At 45.1% G+C, this 21053-nt stretch carries 18 protein-coding genes; all 18 read left to right on the forward strand.

The features are described 5' to 3' along the window. Window positions 1-370 precede the first annotated feature (370 nt). The 18 genes from A7K50_RS03260 (at window position 371) to carB (ending at window position 21011) form a co-directional block, all read left to right on the forward strand. Window positions 371-1084, forward strand: a complete 714-nt coding sequence (locus A7K50_RS03260) for a Crp/Fnr family transcriptional regulator (RefSeq protein WP_119774602.1) — start codon at window positions 371-373, stop codon at window positions 1082-1084. A gap of 246 nt (window positions 1085-1330) precedes the next feature. Next, window positions 1331-1642, forward strand: coding sequence for a dehalogenase (locus A7K50_RS03265; RefSeq protein WP_119774603.1), 312 nt, complete (start codon window positions 1331-1333; stop codon window positions 1640-1642). 17 nt (window positions 1643-1659) lie between these two features. Beyond that, window positions 1660-3072: a reductive dehalogenase gene (locus A7K50_RS03270; RefSeq protein WP_119774679.1), complete on the forward strand. Its 1413-nt coding sequence runs from the start codon at window positions 1660-1662 to the stop codon at window positions 3070-3072. A gap of 48 nt (window positions 3073-3120) precedes the next feature. Further along, window positions 3121-4491: a reductive dehalogenase gene (locus A7K50_RS03275; RefSeq protein WP_119774604.1), complete on the forward strand. Its 1371-nt coding sequence runs from the start codon at window positions 3121-3123 to the stop codon at window positions 4489-4491. 212 nt (window positions 4492-4703) lie between these two features. Further along, window positions 4704-5342: a cobalamin-dependent protein gene (locus tag A7K50_RS03280; protein WP_119774605.1), complete on the forward strand. Its 639-nt coding sequence runs from the start codon at window positions 4704-4706 to the stop codon at window positions 5340-5342. A 3-nt stretch (window positions 5343-5345) separates the two neighbouring features. After that, window positions 5346-6515 (forward strand): uroporphyrinogen decarboxylase family protein, encoded by a 1170-nt coding sequence (locus A7K50_RS03285; RefSeq protein ID WP_165904895.1) that lies wholly within the window; start codon window positions 5346-5348, stop codon window positions 6513-6515. Window positions 6516-6533: 18 nt separating this feature from the next. Then, window positions 6534-6677, forward strand: coding sequence for a hypothetical protein (locus A7K50_RS14140; RefSeq protein WP_165904894.1), 144 nt, complete (start codon window positions 6534-6536; stop codon window positions 6675-6677). A 319-nt stretch (window positions 6678-6996) separates the two neighbouring features. Continuing rightward, window positions 6997-7311, forward strand: coding sequence for a dehalogenase (locus A7K50_RS03290; RefSeq protein ID WP_119774606.1), 315 nt, complete (start codon window positions 6997-6999; stop codon window positions 7309-7311). Window positions 7312-7328: 17 nt separating this feature from the next. Next, window positions 7329-8696: a reductive dehalogenase gene (locus tag A7K50_RS03295; RefSeq protein ID WP_119774607.1), complete on the forward strand. Its 1368-nt coding sequence runs from the start codon at window positions 7329-7331 to the stop codon at window positions 8694-8696. A gap of 418 nt (window positions 8697-9114) precedes the next feature. Further along, window positions 9115-9297, forward strand: coding sequence for a twin-arginine translocase TatA/TatE family subunit (locus A7K50_RS03300; protein ID WP_119774608.1), 183 nt, complete (start codon window positions 9115-9117; stop codon window positions 9295-9297). 49 nt (window positions 9298-9346) lie between these two features. Further along, on the forward strand, window positions 9347-10375 hold the full coding sequence (locus A7K50_RS03305; protein WP_119774609.1) for an FAD:protein FMN transferase: 1029 nt from the start codon (window positions 9347-9349) through the stop codon (window positions 10373-10375). Between the two features lie 56 nt (window positions 10376-10431). Next, window positions 10432-11205: a twin-arginine translocase subunit TatC gene (tatC, locus tag A7K50_RS03310; protein WP_119774610.1), complete on the forward strand. Its 774-nt coding sequence runs from the start codon at window positions 10432-10434 to the stop codon at window positions 11203-11205. Beyond that, window positions 11206-11550 (forward strand): twin-arginine translocase TatA/TatE family subunit, encoded by a 345-nt coding sequence (locus A7K50_RS03315; RefSeq protein ID WP_119774611.1) that lies wholly within the window; start codon window positions 11206-11208, stop codon window positions 11548-11550. Window positions 11551-11711: 161 nt separating this feature from the next. After that, a complete protein-coding gene (dinB, locus tag A7K50_RS03320; protein ID WP_119774612.1) occupies window positions 11712-12875 on the forward strand; it encodes a DNA polymerase IV in 1164 nt (387 codons plus the stop codon). Window positions 12876-12952: 77 nt separating this feature from the next. Further along, window positions 12953-13723 (forward strand): ABC transporter ATP-binding protein, encoded by a 771-nt coding sequence (locus A7K50_RS03325; protein ID WP_119774613.1) that lies wholly within the window; start codon window positions 12953-12955, stop codon window positions 13721-13723. A gap of 3 nt (window positions 13724-13726) precedes the next feature. Beyond that, window positions 13727-15592 carry a hypothetical protein gene (locus tag A7K50_RS03330; RefSeq protein ID WP_119774614.1) on the forward strand — a complete coding sequence of 622 codons (1866 nt, stop codon included), beginning with the start codon at window positions 13727-13729 and terminating at the stop codon, window positions 15590-15592. A 155-nt stretch (window positions 15593-15747) separates the two neighbouring features. Next, the gene (locus A7K50_RS03335; RefSeq protein ID WP_119774615.1) at window positions 15748-16953 is read left to right on the forward strand and encodes a carbamoyl phosphate synthase small subunit; all 1206 of its coding nucleotides are present in this window, start codon (window positions 15748-15750) and stop codon (window positions 16951-16953) included. Then, on the forward strand, window positions 16944-21011 hold the full coding sequence (gene carB, locus A7K50_RS03340; protein ID WP_119774616.1) for a carbamoyl-phosphate synthase large subunit: 4068 nt from the start codon (window positions 16944-16946) through the stop codon (window positions 21009-21011). The genes A7K50_RS03335 and carB overlap by 10 nt, the downstream gene beginning before the upstream one ends. Window positions 21012-21053: the final 42 nt, after the last annotated feature.

The following is a 21053-nucleotide window of genomic DNA, read 5'->3' on the forward strand; positions in this document are numbered from 1 at the left end:
ACGTGCCTCTTAGTAATACTTAATCTAATAGTAGAAAGAATTATCTTTTTCTGAGTATTGCAGACCTGTCAGAGGAAATACTAAAAGTGTAAAACTCAAGGTTTTAGTTATATATTAAATTAAAATAGCAAAAATAATTGTATAATAAATTTAAGTATAATGTGAAATATATGCACTTGCTTTGTATTGCTTTTTAAGTACGGTATTTGGTTTATCTGTTCTTCCTGGCGCGGACTAGATTCAATTGTTACGTTTTTAATTGTTTTCTGGTGTAGAATTTGGTTGCGAGACGTATCTGTTATTACAAGAGGGATTTAGTGGGTGGCAAAATAAATCCTGGGGATGGTAATAATTAGGAAGGAGGAAGCGTATGCAATACGATTATGGAAGATGCGAGGGGGCAAGGGCTATTCCTGACACTTTCTATCCGATTGAAAAACTGAGGGAATTCACGCATATAGGAGTAGTAAAAACCTATGCTAAGGACAGTAATGTGATCTTACCGGGAGGTAAGGATTATATGCTGGTTTATGTGCTTTCCGGAAGGATAAGTTTGAACTTGATGACGGAAGACGGCAGGGAAAGAGTGATTTATTTTTCAGGAGAAAATGGAATTTTGGGTCGTTTGTATAAGATGGAAAGTGAAAATGATGCTTATGCGGTTGCCATAGAAGATTCTAAAGTATGTCTTTTTTTCGAAGAGCATCTCAGAATTATTTTCCGTCAAGATGAAGACATGATCTTTGAAGTGCTTAGAAATTGTCTTTCCAAAGTAAGTTATTATATGAGACAAACGATAGAAAGAGACTTTTACAATCCAACGATTAGAATCTTAAGATTGCTGAATGGACTTTATCTTACCAATGGAATATCGGTAGGAGATTCTTACGAAATACGTATGGACTTATCATTGCAATTTATCTCTGAGATAACAGGAGCACATTATGTTACAGTCTCCAAAGTATTAAAGTATTTAAAGGAGCAAAAAATTATTGAAAAGAAGAAAGACAAAATAATTATTCATGATCTGGAAAAACTTAAAGAATTAACCCATGAGAAGCATATTTATAAATATATTTATTAGAATTAAGTTTGACAATTCATTTTGTACAGATTATTTTTTGAATTCCATTTCATTAGAGAGATGGAGTATTTTTTTTGTATTATTGCAGATTGCCGGTGTCTCTATTGAATTTTCCAGTCAACAGTTCAGCAAAAATATTTTGTAGATGTATAGTTTTTAGTTATACAACTAAGCTTCACTCAAAATTATTAAATACAATGTACCTATAGTCATCACAACTGAATCATGAAAAGGGAGGTGAAAATGATGGGTACATTCTTAATTTTTTTAGCAGGCGTATTATTCTTGGCCGGTATTTTATTTATTAAACCTCGCGCTAAACGTGAACAAATGTGGAAAACAGTAGTTAATTGGGCCTTGTTTGTTATCTGGTATGGGATTACCTGGATGGGGATTTCTTTTGTCTACATGAACGCATCGGTTGGACATGTCAAAGCAACAAGCACAGCGATATTCCTGTTTCTGGGGATATCTGTGGTTCTTGCCGTTGTTCAGGCCCGCCTGCTGGGATTCATTGGTGTGAGAAAAGCGGGGAGTACAGGTGAATTACAAGTTTGATAGGATGTGAAAACATGGTGGCTTTCGAACAAGAAAAAAAGGTTCAAGTAAGCCGCAGAAATTTTATCAAAGTCAGTGTCGGAGCTGCGGTTCTGGGGGCGGCGGTAGCTCTGAGAGCACCCATCGTAGCGGCGGGTGCGGTTGGCGAGAGCGTGAAGTATACGCCTGCGGCAAAGGGACAATGGTCCAAACTGCATCCGGTGCATGACATGGGTAGCGCAACAATACGTTTTGTAGAACATAATGACCAGTGGTTGGGAACCTCAAAGATAATAGGTCCAATCAAAAATCCAAGCGAATACGATGGAGGATTTGAACAGATTGCCGCGGGGAAAGTCAGTCAAAGGGGTCAATTGGGGCTTTATAACATGAATACCAAGGATCCTTTTGGCAGTGCAATCATCATGGGAGCCGGTATGGTGGCAGGTTTTCTGGAAGGCATTCCTGCCCCGAAGAAAATGGAGATTCCTGATCCTGAGCAAATGTCACAACACATTAAGGATGTTGCCTATTTTTTGCGGGCTGATGATGTAGGTATAGGCAGGATGCCTTCGTATGCCTACTATGATACCAAATGTATTTATCCGCCTTTTCCGGGAAGACAGTACGTGGAGTTGCCCAGAGAACAATTGGTAAGGCCGGTGACCGAACGCCTGCCGTATGCAATCGTGGTTATGGTTGACCAGCATTTGGAGACAATGCTTGCTTCGACAGGTTATGACGCGATCAGCATTTCTCAGTCCTTTAGGGGCTATCACGCAACTGGGGTTATTTCCGCTATTTTAGCCCAATATATTCGGAATCTTGGTTATAATGCCAGGGCAAATTATGCTGTGGATTATAACGGTGTCATGCCGCCTGTTATTATAGCCGCAGGATTAGGAGAACTATCCCGTACAGGCGATTGTACAATTCACCCCCGGTTAGGATTCCGCCATAAAGTTGCTGCGGTCACTACGGATTTGCCGCTTGCACCGGATAAGCCAATTGATTTTGGGTTACTCGACTTCTGCCGCATATGTAAGAAATGTGCGGAAAATTGTCCTGCCGGAGCTATCAACATTGATAGTGATATGGGTCAGTATAACGGCTATTTGCGTTGGAACAATGACACGAACAAATGTGCCGAATTCCGGGCCAGTAATGAAGACGGTGTTTGCTGTGGACGGTGCATGAAGGTCTGTCCCTGGAATTCCAAAGAGGAATCCTGGTTTCATCAAGCTGGTACCTGGATTGGAAGCAAAAATGAAACATCATCAAAATTATTAAAATCGATTGATGATATGTTCGGGTATGGCACAGAAACCATCAATAAATATAAATGGTGGCTGGAGTGGCCTGAATTGTATAAGATCCCTCCTGTAAGCATCTTGACTGAACCCTTGCCTCCGGATCCCATTTTTTCGGCATTAGGGAAAAATAGACAGTGAAAAAACGGAAAGTTTAAGTACACTACAAGCTTGATTGGAGTGAAAAAAATGAGTGATGAAGATGGAAAGAGTTATCACGTAAACCGCAGAAATTTTCTCAAAGCCGGTGCTGCAGCCACGGCCTTGGGCGTACTTGGAGCAATCAAGGCACCTTCCAAGGCGGCGAATGCGGCGGGAGAAAGTCTGGAGTATACTGCTGCAGTAAAAGGGCAATGGTCCAAGCTGCATCCGGTACATGACCTCGGCAGTGCTGCGGTACGTTATGTAGAAAGCAATGATCAGTGGCTGGGTACCTCAAAAATAGTTGGGAAAATCAAAAATGTCAGTGAAGCAGATAATGGATTTAATCGTGCTACCAGGGGGTTGCTCCCAGATCCCCGGATACAGCTTGCGTCTTTGGCGCTTCCTGCGCATCCTTTTCCATTGGCACAGCTGATGACAGTTTCTTTAGTAGGGCCGGACCCTGTAGTTGAAGGACCGGCCGCCCCAAGAAAATTACCGATACCTGATCCTGAGCAAATGTCACAACATATGAAAGATGCTGCCTATTTCTTGCGCGCTGACGATGTCGCTATCGGAAAAATGCCTGAGTTTGGATATTATTCGGAGAAGATTGTTGACGTTCCCGGGTTATTGAGCAAACCGGTGTCAGAATGTGTTAAACCGGTAACGGAACGGCTGCCCTATGTCATCGCGGTGATAGTTGACCAACACTTGGAAACCATGCTGGCGTCGACTGGATATGATGGGATTAGCGGCTCGCAGTCACTAAGGGGTTATCATGCGGTCGCAAACATTGTTGTCATTTTGGCCAACTATATCCGTGCTCTTGGATATAATGCCCGGGCAAGTCATTTTGTCAATTATGAAGTAGTAATGCCGACGGTTCTCATATCTGCAGGCTTAGGGGAAATGTCCCGTGCCGGTGATTGTACAGTTCATCCCCGTTTGGGATTCCGGCATAAAGCGGCTGCTGTAACCACTGATTTGCCACTGGCGCCTGATAAACCGATTGATTTTGGGATCCAGGATTTCTGCAGGGTATGTAAAAAATGTGCGGAAAACTGTCCGACCCAATCAATTTCGACGGATACGGATCAGACCGAGTACAACGGATATATGCGATGGAACCTGAATAGTGATACCTGTACGCAACTCAGAATAATTAACGAAAACGGTCAAGGCTGCGGGCGGTGCATGAAGGTTTGCCCATGGAACTCCAAGGAGGATTCCTGGTTCCACCAGGCGGGAACCTGGATAGGCAGTCAAAACGAATCTTCTGCGAAATTGCTGAAAGCAATTGACGATATGTTCGGGTATGGAACGGAACAGATAGAGAGATATAAATGGTGGCTGGAGTGGCCCGAATTGTATAAGTATACACCCCCCGATCTTTCAGGACCTGTCTTTAAACATTAAGTCGCCGGATGCGGGAAGTTAAAAATTCGTCAGTAAATAGGTGCTATTAGCGACTGCTGCCAACAAATTTTAATAATTCGTTGGCAACAGCTTATCAAAATATAAAAAGTTCTGATATATTTTGCATGTATAGACATATGAGATACCATTACGAGGCAAAACTGTAGGAGCTAACCAGTATCAAAGAGGAATTAAAAGGAGGATGATTGAAAGTGGTGGATTTGAAAGTACTGACTCAAGCGATGTCCGATTTGGACGAAGACGTGTTAAACAAGGCGATTGATGAAGTACTAAGCAAAGACGATAACGCCGCCGAAGCTCAAGAAGTTGTTAAAGCTTGTCAGCAAGGTATGACGCTCGTGGGTGAGCGTTATGATTCGGGCGAGTACTTTATCGGGGACTTAGTCTTCGCCGGAGAAGTGCTGCAAAACGTCATGGACAAGCTCAAGTCGGCTTTAAGCGTAGGGTCCTCAGCAAAAGGCGGGAAAATTGTCCTGGCCACCGTTTCCGGAGACCTTCATGACATCGGTAAAAATATTTTCAGATCCATGGTAGAAGCCGCAGGCTTCGAGGTAATCGACCTGGGGATCAATGTTCCGGTCAGCCAGATCGTGGACAAGGTAAAAGAGGTTAGCCCTGATATTGTCGGATTAAGCGGCGTACTCACCTTGGCGCTGGACAGTATGAAAGAAACGGTTGATGCGCTTAATGAAGCAGGCCTTAAAAATTCAGTTAAGGTGATTATCGGCGGCGTACCCGTTAATGAGAACGTTTGTAAAAGCATAGGTGCGGACGCCTTTTCGACAAACGCCGCTGAAGGCGTAAAAATTTGTCAAAGGTGGGTGGAATAAATCATGAGCAACGTAATGATGCCGTATCAAGAACGTTCAAACCGTATTTTCAAGACAATAAATTTGGAACAAGCCGACCGTGTTCCTGTGTTAGGCACTTATGGGACATGGTGCGCCTACTATGGAGGTTATACGCCGGCCCAAATCGATATTGATCTGGATAAATGCGCGAAAGCCATTGTGAAAGTAGCCAATGATATTCCGGTAGATATGCTTCATATGGTGTCTAACAGGCCTGCCGTTCTGCTTCAGTCGCTGGGAAGCAAAAGTTATAACTATTTAAGTAAAGATAATATTATCCAGTATAGTGACGAACAAGCCGGGATAATGAGCGAAGACGAATATCCCGAATTTAATATAGATCCGTTAAGATTCATTGTTGAAAAGATTTTACCAAGAAAATTTGCCGAATTGGCGAAGTCTTCTCCCGCGAAAGACGTGGCTTTGGCCAGAGGCGCCATGCACTTTGCAATTTATGGAGCAAAATCGGGGGGAATAACGGGTGTGCTTGCTCAACAGGGAATGCCTCTCTTAGGGGATGGCTTACTTATTCACCCGATGGATTTAATTGCGGATATGTACCGCGGTATTAAAGGAATGTTCGGGGACATGCGCCGCCGCCCGGAGGAAGTCTTAGAAGCGATTGAAGCCTTACTGCCTATTATATTGAGGTTCGGTATGGGACAGGTTCATATGGCGCCGCCGAAAGCGACCCCCAAAGTGCTTTTTCTCCCGATGCATTTGCCAACCATGATAAAACGGACGGATTTTGACAAGTTTTACTGGCCGGCCTTTAAAAAGATGATGGACTTTTTTGCTGCTCAAAACGTCTGTGTTCTTGGATTCTATGAAGGCGACTGGTCACGCTATTACGATCATCTTCAAGAATTGCCGGCGAAGAAATCATTTGGCTGGTTTGAACATGCAAATTTCAAAGAAATTAAGCAAAGTTTGAAAGATACCATGTGCATTGTTGGACTTTTCCCGGCGACTTTACTGCAATATGGAACTGAACAAGAATGTATCGCCAAGGCCAAGGAAATATTGGATATAATGGCCCCCGGCGGCGGATACATTTTTGCCACCGACAGGGAGCTGATTGCAGCACAGGATGGCAAATCAGAAAACATTATCGCCGTAAATAAATTTGTTATGGAGTATGGTATTTATTAATAGGAGGTGGGTTTTGCAATGGAAGATAAATTATTGATCTCTTGGAATGAAATACTTAAACAGCACCCGGAACTTACAGACCAAGATCCCGCTATTGGAATGAGTTGGGATATGGGACAGGAAATGGTTTTTAGCTATTTGTTTATGCTGGCAATCTTTTAGAACAAAGAAAATGCGAAGCCTATCAAACTAGTTTTAGAATCATATGACACACTGTTTTTTAGGGCGTGTCGCGAAACGTTTTCCAATAAACGTTTACGATATGCCCTACTCTATTTTGTTCCATTTGTCGACAGCTATGTTAGTAAGCCTGAGAACAGACATTTGTTTTAGCAGTTATACTTTTAGTATTGGCTGATATTTATAATAAAAAATTTTTTCCAGATGTATCGTTTTAGTTGTATAACTAAACTTCCAATAAAATCATTTAATACAATGTACTTATAGTCATCACAACTGAATCATGAAAAGGGAGGTGAAAATGATGGGTACATTCTTAATCTTTTTAGCAGGCGTATTATTTTTAGCCGGTATTTTATTTATTAAGCCCCGCGCTAAAAAGGAACAAATGTGGAAAACAGTAGTGAATTGGGCCTTGTTTGTTATCTGGTATGGGATTACCTGGATGGGAATTTCTTTTATCTACATTAATGCATCGGTTGGGCATGTCAAAGCAACAAGTACAGCAATATTCCTGTTTATGGGAATCTCTGTGGTTCTTGCTGTTGTTCAGGCCCGCCTGCTGGGCTTCATTGGTGTGAAAAAAGCGGGAAATAAAAGTGAATTACAAGTTTGATAGGATGTGAAAATTCGGTGATTGATGGACAAGAGAAAAAGTTTCAGCTAAGCCGCAGGAATTTTCTCAAAGCTGGCGTTGCAGCCTCTGCGATGGGAGTGATTGGAGCGATAAAAGCTCCTGCCAAAGTAGCCAACGCGGCCGGAGCAAGTCTGAAGTATACTGCTGCAGCAAAAGGACAATGGTCAAAACTTCATCCTGAGCATGACTATGGCAGCGCGACAGTACGTTTTGTGGAGAGCAATGATCAGTGGTTAGGTACAACAAAGATTGTTGGAAAAGTAAAGAATTTCAGTGAAGCTGATATGGGATTCAACCTGGCTACCAGGGGGATGCTTCCTAATAAAAAGACACAAGCGGCGTCTTTGAGTTTCTTTTTCAGGCATCCTTTTGGAGCGGCAATAGCCAATGCAGGCATGTTTGTTGCTCCGCCCGCTGCGGTTGAAGGAAAGCCATCACCTCAAAAACTGGAGATCCCTGATCCGGAACAAATGTCCCAGCATATTAAAGATGCCGCCTATTTTTTGCGCGCTGATGAAGTCGGTATCGGCAAGATGCCGGAATATGCTTATTATTCCCAAAAGCTTACGGATAAGGCTGGTTTGATGACCAAACCTGTAGAAGAATGTGTCATACCGGTAACAGAACGCTTGCCTTACGTCATCGTCGTGATGGTCGATCAAAATCTCCAAACTATGCTGGGATCCACTGGGTATGACGGAATCAGTGGTGCAATGTCTATGAAGAGTTATCATGCAACCGGGAACATCGCAGTTATTTTAGCTACCTATATCCGGAGCCTTGGGTATAATGCCAGGGCGCAGCATGCGTTTAACTATAACGCAGTCATGCCGCCCGCAGTTATTTCAGCAGGGTTGGGGGAGCTTTCCCGTACCGGTGACTGTTCAATTCATCCCCGCTTGGGGTTTCGGCATAAAGTTGCTGCTGTTACCACCGATTTGCCGCTGGCACCCGACAAACCAATTGACTTTGGCCTTCAGGATTTCTGCAGAGTATGTAAAAAATGTGCTGAAAACTGTCCGAACCAATCCATTACGTATGATTCGGATCTTGTGGAGTACAACGGATACCTGCGTTGGAACAGCGACATGAAAAAATGTGCAGAATTCAGGATACTCAACGAAGACGGAGTGTCCTGCGGACGGTGCATGAAGGTCTGTCCCTGGAACTCCAAGGAGGATTCCTGGTTCCACCAGGCTGGAACTTGGATTGGAAGTAAAAATGAAGCTTCTGCAAAATTGCTGAAAACAATTGACGATATGTTTGGGTACGGCACGGAAAGCATCGATAAATACAGATGGTGGCTGGAGTGGCCGGAGATGTACAAGTATCCAGCGGTTGCTCAAGCGCCACAGACGCATTAATAATTAAAGGTTCTCTGTCAAATGTTGGGGCCCCCTGAATAGAATAATTCTAAAACGATGTGATGCTGGTAATAGCCCTTACAGACTATTATCAGCATTTTTATAAATTTGCTGCGGATGGCACCATGTCATTAGTATCTGGGCCTAATTAACCTATCCTATAGAGAATGCGGGATCTGAATAACCATTTGTATAAGAAACGTTCTTTCTTAAATCATTTTTTGTGCTTAACATCAGGAACAGCTAGATGGTTTTTAGGAGCTTTTGGTGGACGAATATTGACACTAACTCTACAAACAATTATTATTTACTTTAGGATATATTGAATAATACTTTATATCTAGAGATAATCTATAAGCAAGGAAATTCTTAATTTTTTGTGAGTCCAAACTAATTATATAAAATGGAGGAGATAAAAATGCAATCAATTTTTGGAATGATTACCCCAACCGTAGCTGTCGTAGGTTTGGTCATCGCCCTAATTATATTTGGACCAGGAAAGCTGCCCCAATTAGGAAAAGCTTTAGGCGGGGGTATCAAGGAATTCAGGAATGCTTCTGATGGCCAAAAGGAAGAGAGTGAAACAATAAAAGAGGCATAGCATAACGCGATAGAAATGTTATTTTAATGCAAATGAAGGATAAGTCAGCATGTATCATAAAAAGAGCTTTAAGATACTTTTGTTTCTATTGGCCATTATTGTTATATCGTCTTGGCAAGGTTATGCGTATTATCAACGTAATGTTAATTATCAAGAAAGCAAATTGTTTTTTGACACAGAAGTATATGTTGAGGCTCATGGCTGGGGAGCAAAGAAGGCAGTAGTTGAAGCTCTCGGCATTATGAAAGAACTAGATTCCAAACTTAATAAGTTCTCGCCTGATAGTGAGCTATACGCTATCAATATTCATGCAGGAGAACAACCTGTCGCAGTATCGGAATTAACCTTTGATGTTATTGAACAGTCCTTGAAAATTGCGGATTTAAGCAATGGCGCTTTTGATCCGACGATTGGCCCTTTAGCTAAATTATGGAAATTTGGAGAAAGGGATAGTTCTGACAAATTTGTACCATCGCAGGAACAGATTTCTCAAACAATTCAACTTGTTGATTACAAAAAAGTAATTTTGAATAAAGAACAAAGGACCGTCTTTTTAGTTAAAAAGGGAATGAGTTTAGATCTAGGAGCAATTGCTAAGGGTTACGCTGTAAGCAAAGCATTAGAGACATTTAAGAGCCGTAATATTCTATCAGGGATGGTATCGGCAGGCGGGAACATTTATGTCATAGGCAAGAAAGACGGAAACAAGCCTTGGCACATCGGAATTAGGGATCCTTTAAACAAAGAACAAATCATTGGCTATGTTGAATTAGAGGATCTTACAATCGATACATCAGGTAACTATGAACGGTTTTTTACTGTTGATGGAATACAATACAGTCATATTCTTGACCCTCGTACTGGGTACCCTTCAAAAGGGGTCAGCGGTTGTACTGTCGTCATGAAGAGTCCGACAATGGCGGATGCTTTGGCTACAGCAGCTTTCGTATTAGGTCCTGAAAAGGGCCTGCAATTAATCGAAAAGAATAACGCATGGGGCCTGATCATTGATACTGACGGCAAGATGGTATTATCCGATAAAATGAAAGAAATGTTTAAACCAGAGACTCCTGAGTAGACCGTATTTGGAAGAATTAGTTTTAATTAGATCAGGAAAAGAAAGGGGTTTGTACTGTGCAACGTAGGAAGAAGCAAAGTGACGAAATGTCTTTCTTTGGCCACTTTAAAGAAATGCGCAAAGTGCTTTTATTTTCTGCATATGCGATTGCGATCGGAGCAATACTGGGATGGGTGTTCAGTGATTATGCATTTCGTTTCCTGGCGATACCAATGGCCGGTCTCAGTGAGGTGCATTTTATAACGACAACACCGATGGAACCGTTAATGGTCAAGTTAAAAGTATCACTCATTTTGGGTGTAGTTGTGGCTTTGCCCATCATCATATGGCAGTTATGGAGTTTTATCCTGCCTGCTTTGAAATCGAATGAACGAAAGTATCTCTATTTCATCTTTCCTTCATCTCTTCTTCTTTTTTTTGCAGGCGCAGCTTTTGTTATTTTATTTGTGCTGCCTATCTGCTTAAAGTTTCTACTTTTGGCAGGGATAGGGGCAATCGATACAACACCATTTGTCACCAAGTCTTCCTATATTAATTTTGTTTTCACTTTGGCGCTCAGCTTTGGATTGTTTTTCCAGCTACCCATTGTATTGATATTGTTAATCCGAATAGGCGTCGTATCTCCTCAGGCTCTCGCAAAATATAGAAAATGGGCCTTTTTTGTGATTGTGATATTGGCTGTTGTTCTTTCTCCAACACCCGATCTGATGACCCAGGTTTTGATTATCGGTCCAATGTATCTTCTCTATGAAATCAGTATTTGGGTAGGGTATATTGTAGTAAGAAGAAGAACAAAAATGCTGAAGCGAGAAGAGGAAGAGGTGATTTAAATGGGTTTAACAGAAATTGCATTAATCTTATTTGTCGCCTTGATTCTTTTTGGCCCCGATGATTTGCCCGTAATTGCAAAAACAATTGGAAAAATGGTTAGACAAGGTCGCAAGATAATGAATGAATTAACAAGAGAATTTACAAATACGATGAGTATGCAGAGTGACACGATAATGGACAGCTTAAAAGATACATCCCCAAAAGAAAAGGTTTCCCAAGAAGAACCTAAACAAAAGGAAGACACAAATGTGTTACAGAGCAATGATGGGGGAGCAGAGAAAAAAGCTGAGGATAATGAGACAGCTGTAAAACATGATGGAACCAATGAAGCCGACCCCATGTGAAGGATAATTTAAAAGGTATGATGCACTTAGAAGATGATCCCTGTCTTGCGCTGGGGCCATCTTTTTATGATTCCAGCCCAACTTTCATTCATTAGACCGAAAACGACCAATCACCACGGATGGCATGGAAAACGTCGAGCACATAGTGGTATAATTGATTTATGAAACAATGGCAAAACCATCGAAAAATACTCCATATTGATATGGATGCTTTCTATGCCGCGGTAGAACAGAGAGATCATCCAGCCTTACTCGGAAAGCCTGTTATCGTGGGCGGCAAGCCAAACAGCCGGGGTGTTGTTTCTGCTGCTTCTTATGAGGCCCGTAAATTTGGCATTCATTCTGCGATGCCCATGACCGAGGCCTTCAGACGCTGTCCGCAGGCCGCATTTCTCCCTGTTAATATGCAAAAATATCAGGAAGCCTCAGACCAGATACACGAAATATTTTTGTCCTACACGCCGCTCGTCGAGTCCTTGTCCCTTGATGAAGCTTTCTTGGACGTTACGCGATCAACGGCTCTTTTTGGATTTGCCCAAGATATCGCCGTGCTGATCAAACAACGTATCCGGCAGGAACTTGACCTGACGGCTTCAGTGGGTTTGGCCCCCAATAAATTCCTCGCCAAGATTGCTTCCGATCTGCAGAAGCCGGACGGCTTTGTCGTTGTCCCTCCGGATAAAGTACAGGAGTTTCTCGATCCTCTGGCAGTAGAAAGAGTGTGGGGGGTCGGCATCAAAACGGCGAAACAGCTGCATGAGCTTCGGGTCAAAACAGTGAAAGATCTGCGTACTTTGGATGAAAGTACTCTCTCGAAACGATTCGGTGCCATGGGCAAACAGCTTTACGAACTCGCCCGGGGTATTGACAACCGCCCCGTAGAAACCGACAGAATGGCGAAATCCATTGGCAGGGAGACGACATTCTCATCAGATATTGCTGATGTCGACGTACTTGAAAAAGAGCTGCTGAAGCTAACGGTGGATGTCGGAAGACGCCTGCGCAAACATGCGTTGAGAGCGAAAACAATCACGCTGAAAGCACGTTATCCAGATTTCAGGACCCTGTCTCGTTCCAGCACCCTCCCTCAGGCCACAGATCTGGATGATCTGATCTACCATGAAGCCTGTGCCCTCTTGCGCGGGCTCTCTATGAATCAGCCGCTTAGACTAATTGGAATTACCTTGAATAACTTAACGGATCATACTGAGCAATTGACGTTGTTTGATGAACCTCAAAAAGATATGGAAAACCTGACAAAAGTGATTGATCAAGTTAACGCGAAATATGGAAAGAACAGTATCACAAGGGCACGATTATTATAATGAAGAGTGAAGAGCGAGATTCAACCTTCAATTTATGAACAGGTCCTAAGCCAAAAAAAGTTAGCAGGAGGTACGCAATGGAAAGGGTCTTGATCAGAACAAATCGTTTAAGCAAAAGGTATGGTTCAGTGCCGGTTGTCAACGATCTAAACCTGGAGGTAAGAAGCGGAGAAATTTTCGGTTTTTTGGGACCGAACGGTGCCGGTAAAACAACAACGATTAAAATGCTTACCGGATTGCTGGATCCCAGTGAAGGGGAGATCTCCATCTGTGATTACGATATTCGCAGGCAGCCCACTCAGGCCAAAGCCATAATGGCTTATGTACCGGACCAACCAAAGTTGTATAACAAACTGTCAGCCCGTGAATTTTTGCACCTTATTTCAGCCCTGTACCGAGTCCCAAAAGGTATTGCCAAAGAGCGGGCTGAGCAGCTCTTAGGAATGTTCGGTCTCATGGAGCGCGCAGATGAGCTGTTAGAGGGCTACTCTCACGGTATGAGACAAAAGGTTGTTTTGGCAGGGGCCTTAATTCATCAGCCCAAGGTGATTCTTTTGGATGAGCCGACTGTGGGTCTTGACCCGGCGAGCGCACGCCTCCTTAAAGATATTCTTCAGGAAATGGCCCGGCAGGGTGCTGCGGTATTTGTTTCGACCCATATTCTTGAGATTGCGGAGAGAATGTGCCACCGGGTCGGTATTTTGAAAGATGGCATGCTGATTGCACAGGGCAGCCCTGAAGAACTCCGGCAAAAAGTTGGACACGGCGGGGAAAGCCTGGAAGATATTTTCCTGGAGCTTACCGGAGTCCGTGAAAATGCCGAATTAATTAAAAGCCTGGAGGAATAAACGGTGAAAATGATTATACCGCCCCCTTTGGATACCCCGCCTGCAGAAAAGCCTTTTGTTGAAGATTTTATCCTGCTGCTGAAAAATCAGCTGCGGGTAACACTTAATACGATGAAACATCAACAAAAGAGAACTTTCATCGGAATGGGTATCCTGATAATTGTGTTTTCGAGTTTTCTGATTTCCATGGGGGCTGTATCCTATGGGATGTTGAAATCGATGCAGCCCGAGACCGTTCAGGGTTTCCTCTCCTTGTTCTTTCTAGTTGGACTGGCCAGCCAGATCTTCTTTGGTCTTACGGCAGCTTTTGCAACGCTGTATATGTCCGAAGATTTGGAACTTCTGTTCATGGCACCGGTTCCTACCCGGGTCGTTTTTGCAGTAAAAACGGTCTCTGTACTTATGAGCAATTTTTTAATTGCGGTCTTATTTGCTTTTTTGCCGGGGGTGTTCTGTGGTTTGCTTTTTGAGGCCAAAGCATCCTATTATCTTCTTGTCTTCCTTTCAGGCTGCGGTTTATGGCTTACCGGGACAGCTCTGGCCGAACTGCTGAACCTTTTGGTTATGCGTATTGTTCCACCTCACAGGAGCAAAGAAGCCGTTGGACTGATGGGAGCGCTGGCAGGTGTCTTGATTGCGTTAGTGTTTCAGATTCCGGGAATGATGCTGGGCAGTCAAGGTAAACTAGATATCGGGGCCATGCTGGCAGGCAAAGAGCAGCTGCTTGACGTCATGAACTTTTTCCCGTCGGGATGGGCTTCACTTGCTTTAACTAGCGGAATATCCGACAGCTTTGCAGCTGGACTGGGATGGAATCTTCTAATCCTTATTTTCAGTGCGTTCCTTTTTCTGATTGCCTTGATTCTTTTGGAACGGGGATTCCGACAGGGCTTCATTTCTATCAGCCAGGGAGATGGCGGAAGGCGGCGCAAAAAACATTCGGTTTCCAGCACCGATACGACGAAGCGCCAACAGGAAAAGATTTTCTTCGAGACTGTTGGACAGGACCAGGAAACAGTGGTCTTGCCAGCCCCGATGAGGGCAGGCATGTGGGCCGTGGCCAAAAAAGATTTGCTGTCCTTAAAAAGGGATACCAGGGAATGGTTTGGCTATTTGATCCCTCTGATCATTATGGCCTTTTTCGTGGTTCAGTTCCTGTTCAATGCTTCGGCATCGAGTGTCTCTAGTTTGGTCATGGTTCTTATCATGTATACGATTATGTTCAGCGGCAATTTAGCCCTGCAGGCGTTTGGCAGAGAGGGGGAGTCCGACTGGCTGTTAAATAGTGTGCCTTTGGCAGGGTGGCCTGTCGTCTGGGGGAAATTAACTGCAGCTGTGCTTCCCACGTTACTATTGATGGAAGCCCTTCTGGTTGGCACCTCATTGGCAATCGGAGTTTCAACGGGCTTAACGCTTATCCTGGCGCTGGCGGCAATTTTTTTAAGCCTGGGTTCCAGTGCCATCGGGCTATATTATTCCATCAAGAACTGCCGCTATAATCCGGACAAACCACAAATGCGGATATCGCCAAGTGCTTCGCTAATGATGTATCTAATCAATTTTTGTTTCATCCTTATTTTGGGTTTAAGTCTATGTTATTTATTCCCTCCTGCCGAATTGGTCTCAGCGCTTCGGATGCTCCCACCGGTCACTTTCGAATGGAATGTACAGTCAGGACTGCTCGGCGGGTTATATTTTCTCAGCCGTCCGTTATTTTGGCCGGCTCTGTTCCGGATATCCCTTGGAATTCTGTTGACTGGCGGGTTATGGTCACTTATCTTCTTCGGATTCATGGCTGCAACGGTCCGGCAAAGCCGCAAAGGCTTCAGGGTAGAGCTCGTGATGACCAGCAAAAACCGGCTTGGATAATCAACAAGCATGAAAAGACGGAGTTTGAAGATTTTATATTCATCAATTCCCATGGTATAATGCTATTTGAATAATTTTTTTTCATCTACTTTATTTAGTGACGCAAACAGACTGATGGACCAGTCTGTTGAAATAAGAATTACGGAGGGATCCGCGTGCAGCAGAATGTGTATATCATCCTGGCCAATGGCCGGGTTTTTAAAGGGAAACCTTTCGGGGCAGTAGGAGAGGCAGTCGGTGAGATTGTCTTTACTACTGCAATGACCGGATATCTCGAAACCCTGACCGATCCGAGTTATTACGGGCAGATTGTGGTTCAGACGTTCCCTTTGATAGGGAATTATGGGATTATTTCGGCAGATTTTGAAAGTAATTCTTCAAAAGTAAAGGCCTATGTTGTCCGGGAGTGGTGTCAAGTTCCTTCCAACTTTCGCTGTGAAGGAGAGCTTGACGCTTTTTTAAAGGCGCAAAATATTGTCGGGGTTCACGGTGTTGACACCCGGGAGCTTACCAAGATTATCCGCGAGGTTGGTGTGATGAATGCCAAAATTACCACCACCCTGAATAATTTTGAAAAAGATTTGGCTGAGATTAATGGCTATAAAATTACGGACGCGGTTCAGACAGTTTCCTGCAGGGAAACAATATCGACCGAGAACACCGATGTAACCGGGAAAAGCATCTCAGCCATTGAAATAGTCCCAACCAGTGATATAGGTAAATCCGTTGACGTTGTCACATCTAGAGATGTAGCGACAGTGGACACTAAAGAAGCATCCGGCGTATGCCGGGTAGCCCTGTGGGATTTCGGAGCGAAGGAAAATATTCGGCGTGAACTTATCAAACGCGGCTGTGAGGTTATCACGGTGCCTGCTGAGACATCCACCGAAAGTATCCTGGCTTTGCACCCGGACGGGATCATGCTTTCTAACGGACCGGGAGATCCGGCCGACAATAAGGGAATTATCGCAGAGCTGAAGAAGCTTTCTGCCTCCGGTCTGCCGATCTTCGGGATATGTCTCGGACATCAGCTGCTGGCCCTGGCGCAGGGTGCCGAAACGTCCAAGCTGAAATACGGGCACCGGGGCGCTAATCAGCCGGTGAAAGATTTGAAAACCGGCAGGGTTTACATTACAAGCCAGAACCATGGCTATGCGGTTGTTGCCAACAGCCTTCCTGCTCATGCTCGCATGCGTTTTCAGAATGCCAATGACGGGACTTGCGAAGGAATTGAATATCTGAATATGCCGGCTTTCTCGGCACAGTTTCATCCGGAAGCTTCGGCAGGACCCTTGGATACCAGCTATTTATTTGATCAATTTATTGCTCTGATGAGGAAGGACTGCTTAACATGCCGTTAAATCAAGAAATAAAAAAAGTACTGGTCATTGGCTCAGGACCGATCGTCATCGGACAGGCTGCTGAATTTGATTACGCGGGGACTCAGGCGTGCAGGGCCTTGAAAGAAGAGGGACTGGAAGTTGTTCTGATCAACTCCAATCCGGCAACGATCATGACGGACAACGCGATGGCCGATCAGATCTACATTGAACCTTTAACACTGGAGACCATCAAAAGAATCATCATTAAGGAAAGACCGGATAGCATTTTATCTACGTTAGGCGGTCAGACCGGCCTGACACTTTCCATGCAGCTTGCCAAAGAAGGATTTCTAGAAAAACAAGGCGTCAAACTTCTGGGCGCGAATCCGGAAACGATCGATAAGGCTGAAGACCGGCAGATGTTTAAAGATACCATGGCAGCGATCGGCGAGCCTGTCATCCCTTCGTTGGTCGTGACGGATGTCCCCGCGGCCCTCACTTTTGCAGCAGAGATCTCCTATCCGGTCATCGTTCGTCCGGCCTTTACGCTGGGCGGAACAGGCGGGGGGATTGCCTATAATGAAACCGAGCTGCAGGAAATTGCGGCCAACGGTCTGAGGCTTTCACCGATTACCCAGGTCCTAATTGAAAAATGTATTTCCGGGTGGAAAGAGATCGAGTTTGAAGTGATGCGGGACCGGGCGGGCAACGTAATTACCGTCTGCAGTATGGAGAATTTTGATCCGGTCGGAGTGCATACCGGGGACAGCATCGTTATCGCGCCGGCTGTCACACTTTCGGACAAAGAATACCAAATGCTGCGTTCGGCTGCGCTGAATATCATTACAGCCCTGGAAGTGGAAGGCGGCTGCAACTGCCAGTTCGCGCTGCATCCGGACAGCTTTGACTATGCCGTGATTGAGGTGAATCCGAGGGTATCCCGTTCCTCAGCTCTGGCCTCCAAGGCGACCGGATATCCGATTGCTAAAGTCGCCGCGAAAATTGCGGTTGGATATACGCTCGATGAGATTAAAAACGCCGTTACAGGGAAGACCTATGCCTGTTTTGAACCGGCGCTGGATTATGTCGTGGTGAAACTGCCCAAGTGGCCGTTTGATAAATTTGTTTACGCAAAACGCACACTGGGTACGCAGATGAAAGCAACCGGTGAAGTGATGGCGATCGGCGTGAGCTTTGAGCAGGCCATTATGAAAGCGGTCAGGGGAGCGGAGATTTCCCTGGACAGCTTGAACCTGCCCAAACTCAAGAAACTGACGGATGCCGAGATTGAACAGCTGCTTACAGTGTGCAACGATGAACGGCTTTTTGTGATATTCGAAGCGCTGCAAAGGGACATTTCCTGCGAATTGATTCACGAGATCACCAAGATTGACCTCTGGTTCTTATACAAACTGGCTCACCTTACAGCTTTGGAGAAAGAGCTGGCCGTCGGACCTCTGACGCAGGAGCTGTACGAAGAAGCCAAGAAACTCGGGTACCCTGATAAAGTAATCGAACGGCTTTCAGGCAGCAGGATTGAACAGGGGATTGCGCAGGGGATCTATCAGAAACGCTGGGCTTCTTACAAAATGGTCGATACCTGCGCAGCCGAATTTGAGGCGGAGACCCCGTATTTTTACTCGACGTACGATGAAGCCAATGAGGCCGAGCAGTTTATTAAAGCCAGGAACAGCAGCAAGAAGACAATTATTGTCTTTGGCTCCGGCCCAATTCGAATCGGTCAGGGGATCGAGTTTGACTATGCTTCCGTACATTGTGTGTGGGCGTTGAAAAAAGCAGGCTATGAGGTCGTGATCGTCAATAATAACCCGGAGACCGTCTCGACCGATTTTGACACGGCCGACCGGCTGTATTTTGAACCGCTGACCAATGAGGACGTTTTGAATGTGATTCATACGGAGCAGCCTTATGGCGTCGTCGTAGCTTTTGGCGGACAGACGGCCATTAAGCTGACGAAGTTCTTGGAAGCCCAGGGGATACGGATTCTGGGCACACCGGCCGACAGCATCGATGCGGCCGAGGACAGGGAACGGTTTGACGCTTTGTTGGAACGACTCTCCATTAAACGGCCTCAGGGACATACCGTGATGAACACCGATGAAGCGCTGCAGGCGGCGAATAAGCTCGGCTATCCGGTCCTGATGCGCCCTTCCTATGTACTGGGCGGCCAGAATATGATTATTGCGTTTAGTGACCAGGATATCTGTGAATACATGGACATTATCCTGACTTACAATATCGAAAATCCCGTACTAATCGATAAATACCTGTCGGGTATTGAAATCGAAGTTGACGCGATCTGTGACGGTGAAGAGATTCTAATCCCTGGGATCATGGAGCATATTGAACGGGCCGGTATCCATTCCGGTGATTCGATTGCGGTCTATCCTGCCTGGAACTTAAGCGGGGAGCTGACGGAACGGGTCATCGACTATTCCAGAAAACTAGCCCTGGCCTTAAACACCCAGGGGCTGGTCAATATTCAGTATGTCGTTCATGCCGGAGAAATCTACGTCATTGAAGTGAATCCGCGTTCCTCAAGGACGATCCCGTATATCAGCAAAGTGACCGGCGTGCCGATGGTTGACCTCGCGACCCGGGCGATGCTTGGCGAAAAGCTGACCGATATGGGCTTCGGCACAGGGCTGTATAAAACCCCGCCTTATGTCGCGGTTAAGGTTCCGGTATTTTCGTTTGAAAAACTGATTGATGTCGATGTGCAGCTGGGTCCGGAGATGAAGTCGACGGGCGAGGTGCTGGGCATTGGCAAATCCCTCGCTGAGGCGCTTTATAAGGGACTGGTGGCTGCCGGGTACAAGATGGTGAAGCAGGGTGGCGTTTTAGTTACGGTTCGCAACAGCGATAAGCCGGAGATGGTTGATATCGCCAGGAAATACAGCGAGCTGGGCTTTAAGCTCTATGCGACCGGCGGAACGGCCAAAGTGCTGGAGCAGGCGGGTCTGCAGGTGATTCCGGTCAAGAAGATTCATGAATCAGAGCATGACAATATCCAAACGCTGCTGGAAAGTGGCAAGATCCATTATATTATCTCGACTTCCGCCAAAGGCAGGCTGCCCGGTCTGGACAGTGTCAAAATCCGCCGTAAAGCGGTCGAAACGGCGATTCCGTGTCTGACCTCACTGGATACAGCCAACGCCCTGGCCAACAGTCTGAAGAGCCGGTATTCCCAGAACAACACGGAGCTTGTGGACATCAACCATATGCGCAGCGAACGGCGTCGACTTACCTTTACGAAGATGCAGTCCTGCGGCAACGATTATATTTATTTCAACTGCTTCAATCAGCAGATTGTCAGTCCCGAATCCCTGAGTGTTTATTTATCCGACAGGCACTATGGTATCGGCGGGGACGGGATTGTGCTGATCTGTCCGTCCGACAAAGCTGATGCGAGGATGCAGATGTTCAATCTGGATGGCAGCGAGAGCAAAATGAGCGGCAATGCACTGACATGCATTGGGAAATATCTGTATGATAACGAGATCATCGTTAAGGAACGGATTTCGATTGAAACCTTGAGCGGAATTAAAAAACTGAAACTCTATATCCAAAACGGGAAAGTCAATTCGGTCTGCGTAGATATGGGGCCGGCGGAGCTGGAACCTCAGAAGATTCCGGTTGAATTGCCGGGAGAGGTTATCGTGAACCAGCCAGTTACGATTGCCGGTCGCGATTACCGCATCACCTGTGTCTCCATGGGGAATCCGCATAGTGTGCTTTTTGTGGAGAACCAGGAAAGCATTCAGATGGATACTGAAGGACCGGCCTTCGAATATTCTCCGTTATTTCCGGAAAGAGTCAATGTGGAATTTGTTACGATGATTGACCGAAATACCCTGAAAATGCGGGTCTGGGAACGCGGCAACGGCGAAACGCTTGCGGCCGGTACCAGCGCCTGCGCGGCTGTTGTCGCTGCAGTGTTGAACGGCTTCTGCCAAAAAGGAGAACATATTCTGGTGAAGCTAAAAGGCGGCGATTTGGTCGTCAAATATACGGATGAGACAGTCTATATGACAGGAAAACCGGAAAAGGTATTCGAAGGAAGCGTAGAGATTTAATTAACGATACAATATCAATTGTAATTGATATTGCAATATATT

The organism is Dehalobacter sp. MCB1 (assembly GCF_003590275.1).
Taxonomy (GTDB): Bacteria; Bacillota; Desulfitobacteriia; order Desulfitobacteriales; family Syntrophobotulaceae; genus Dehalobacter.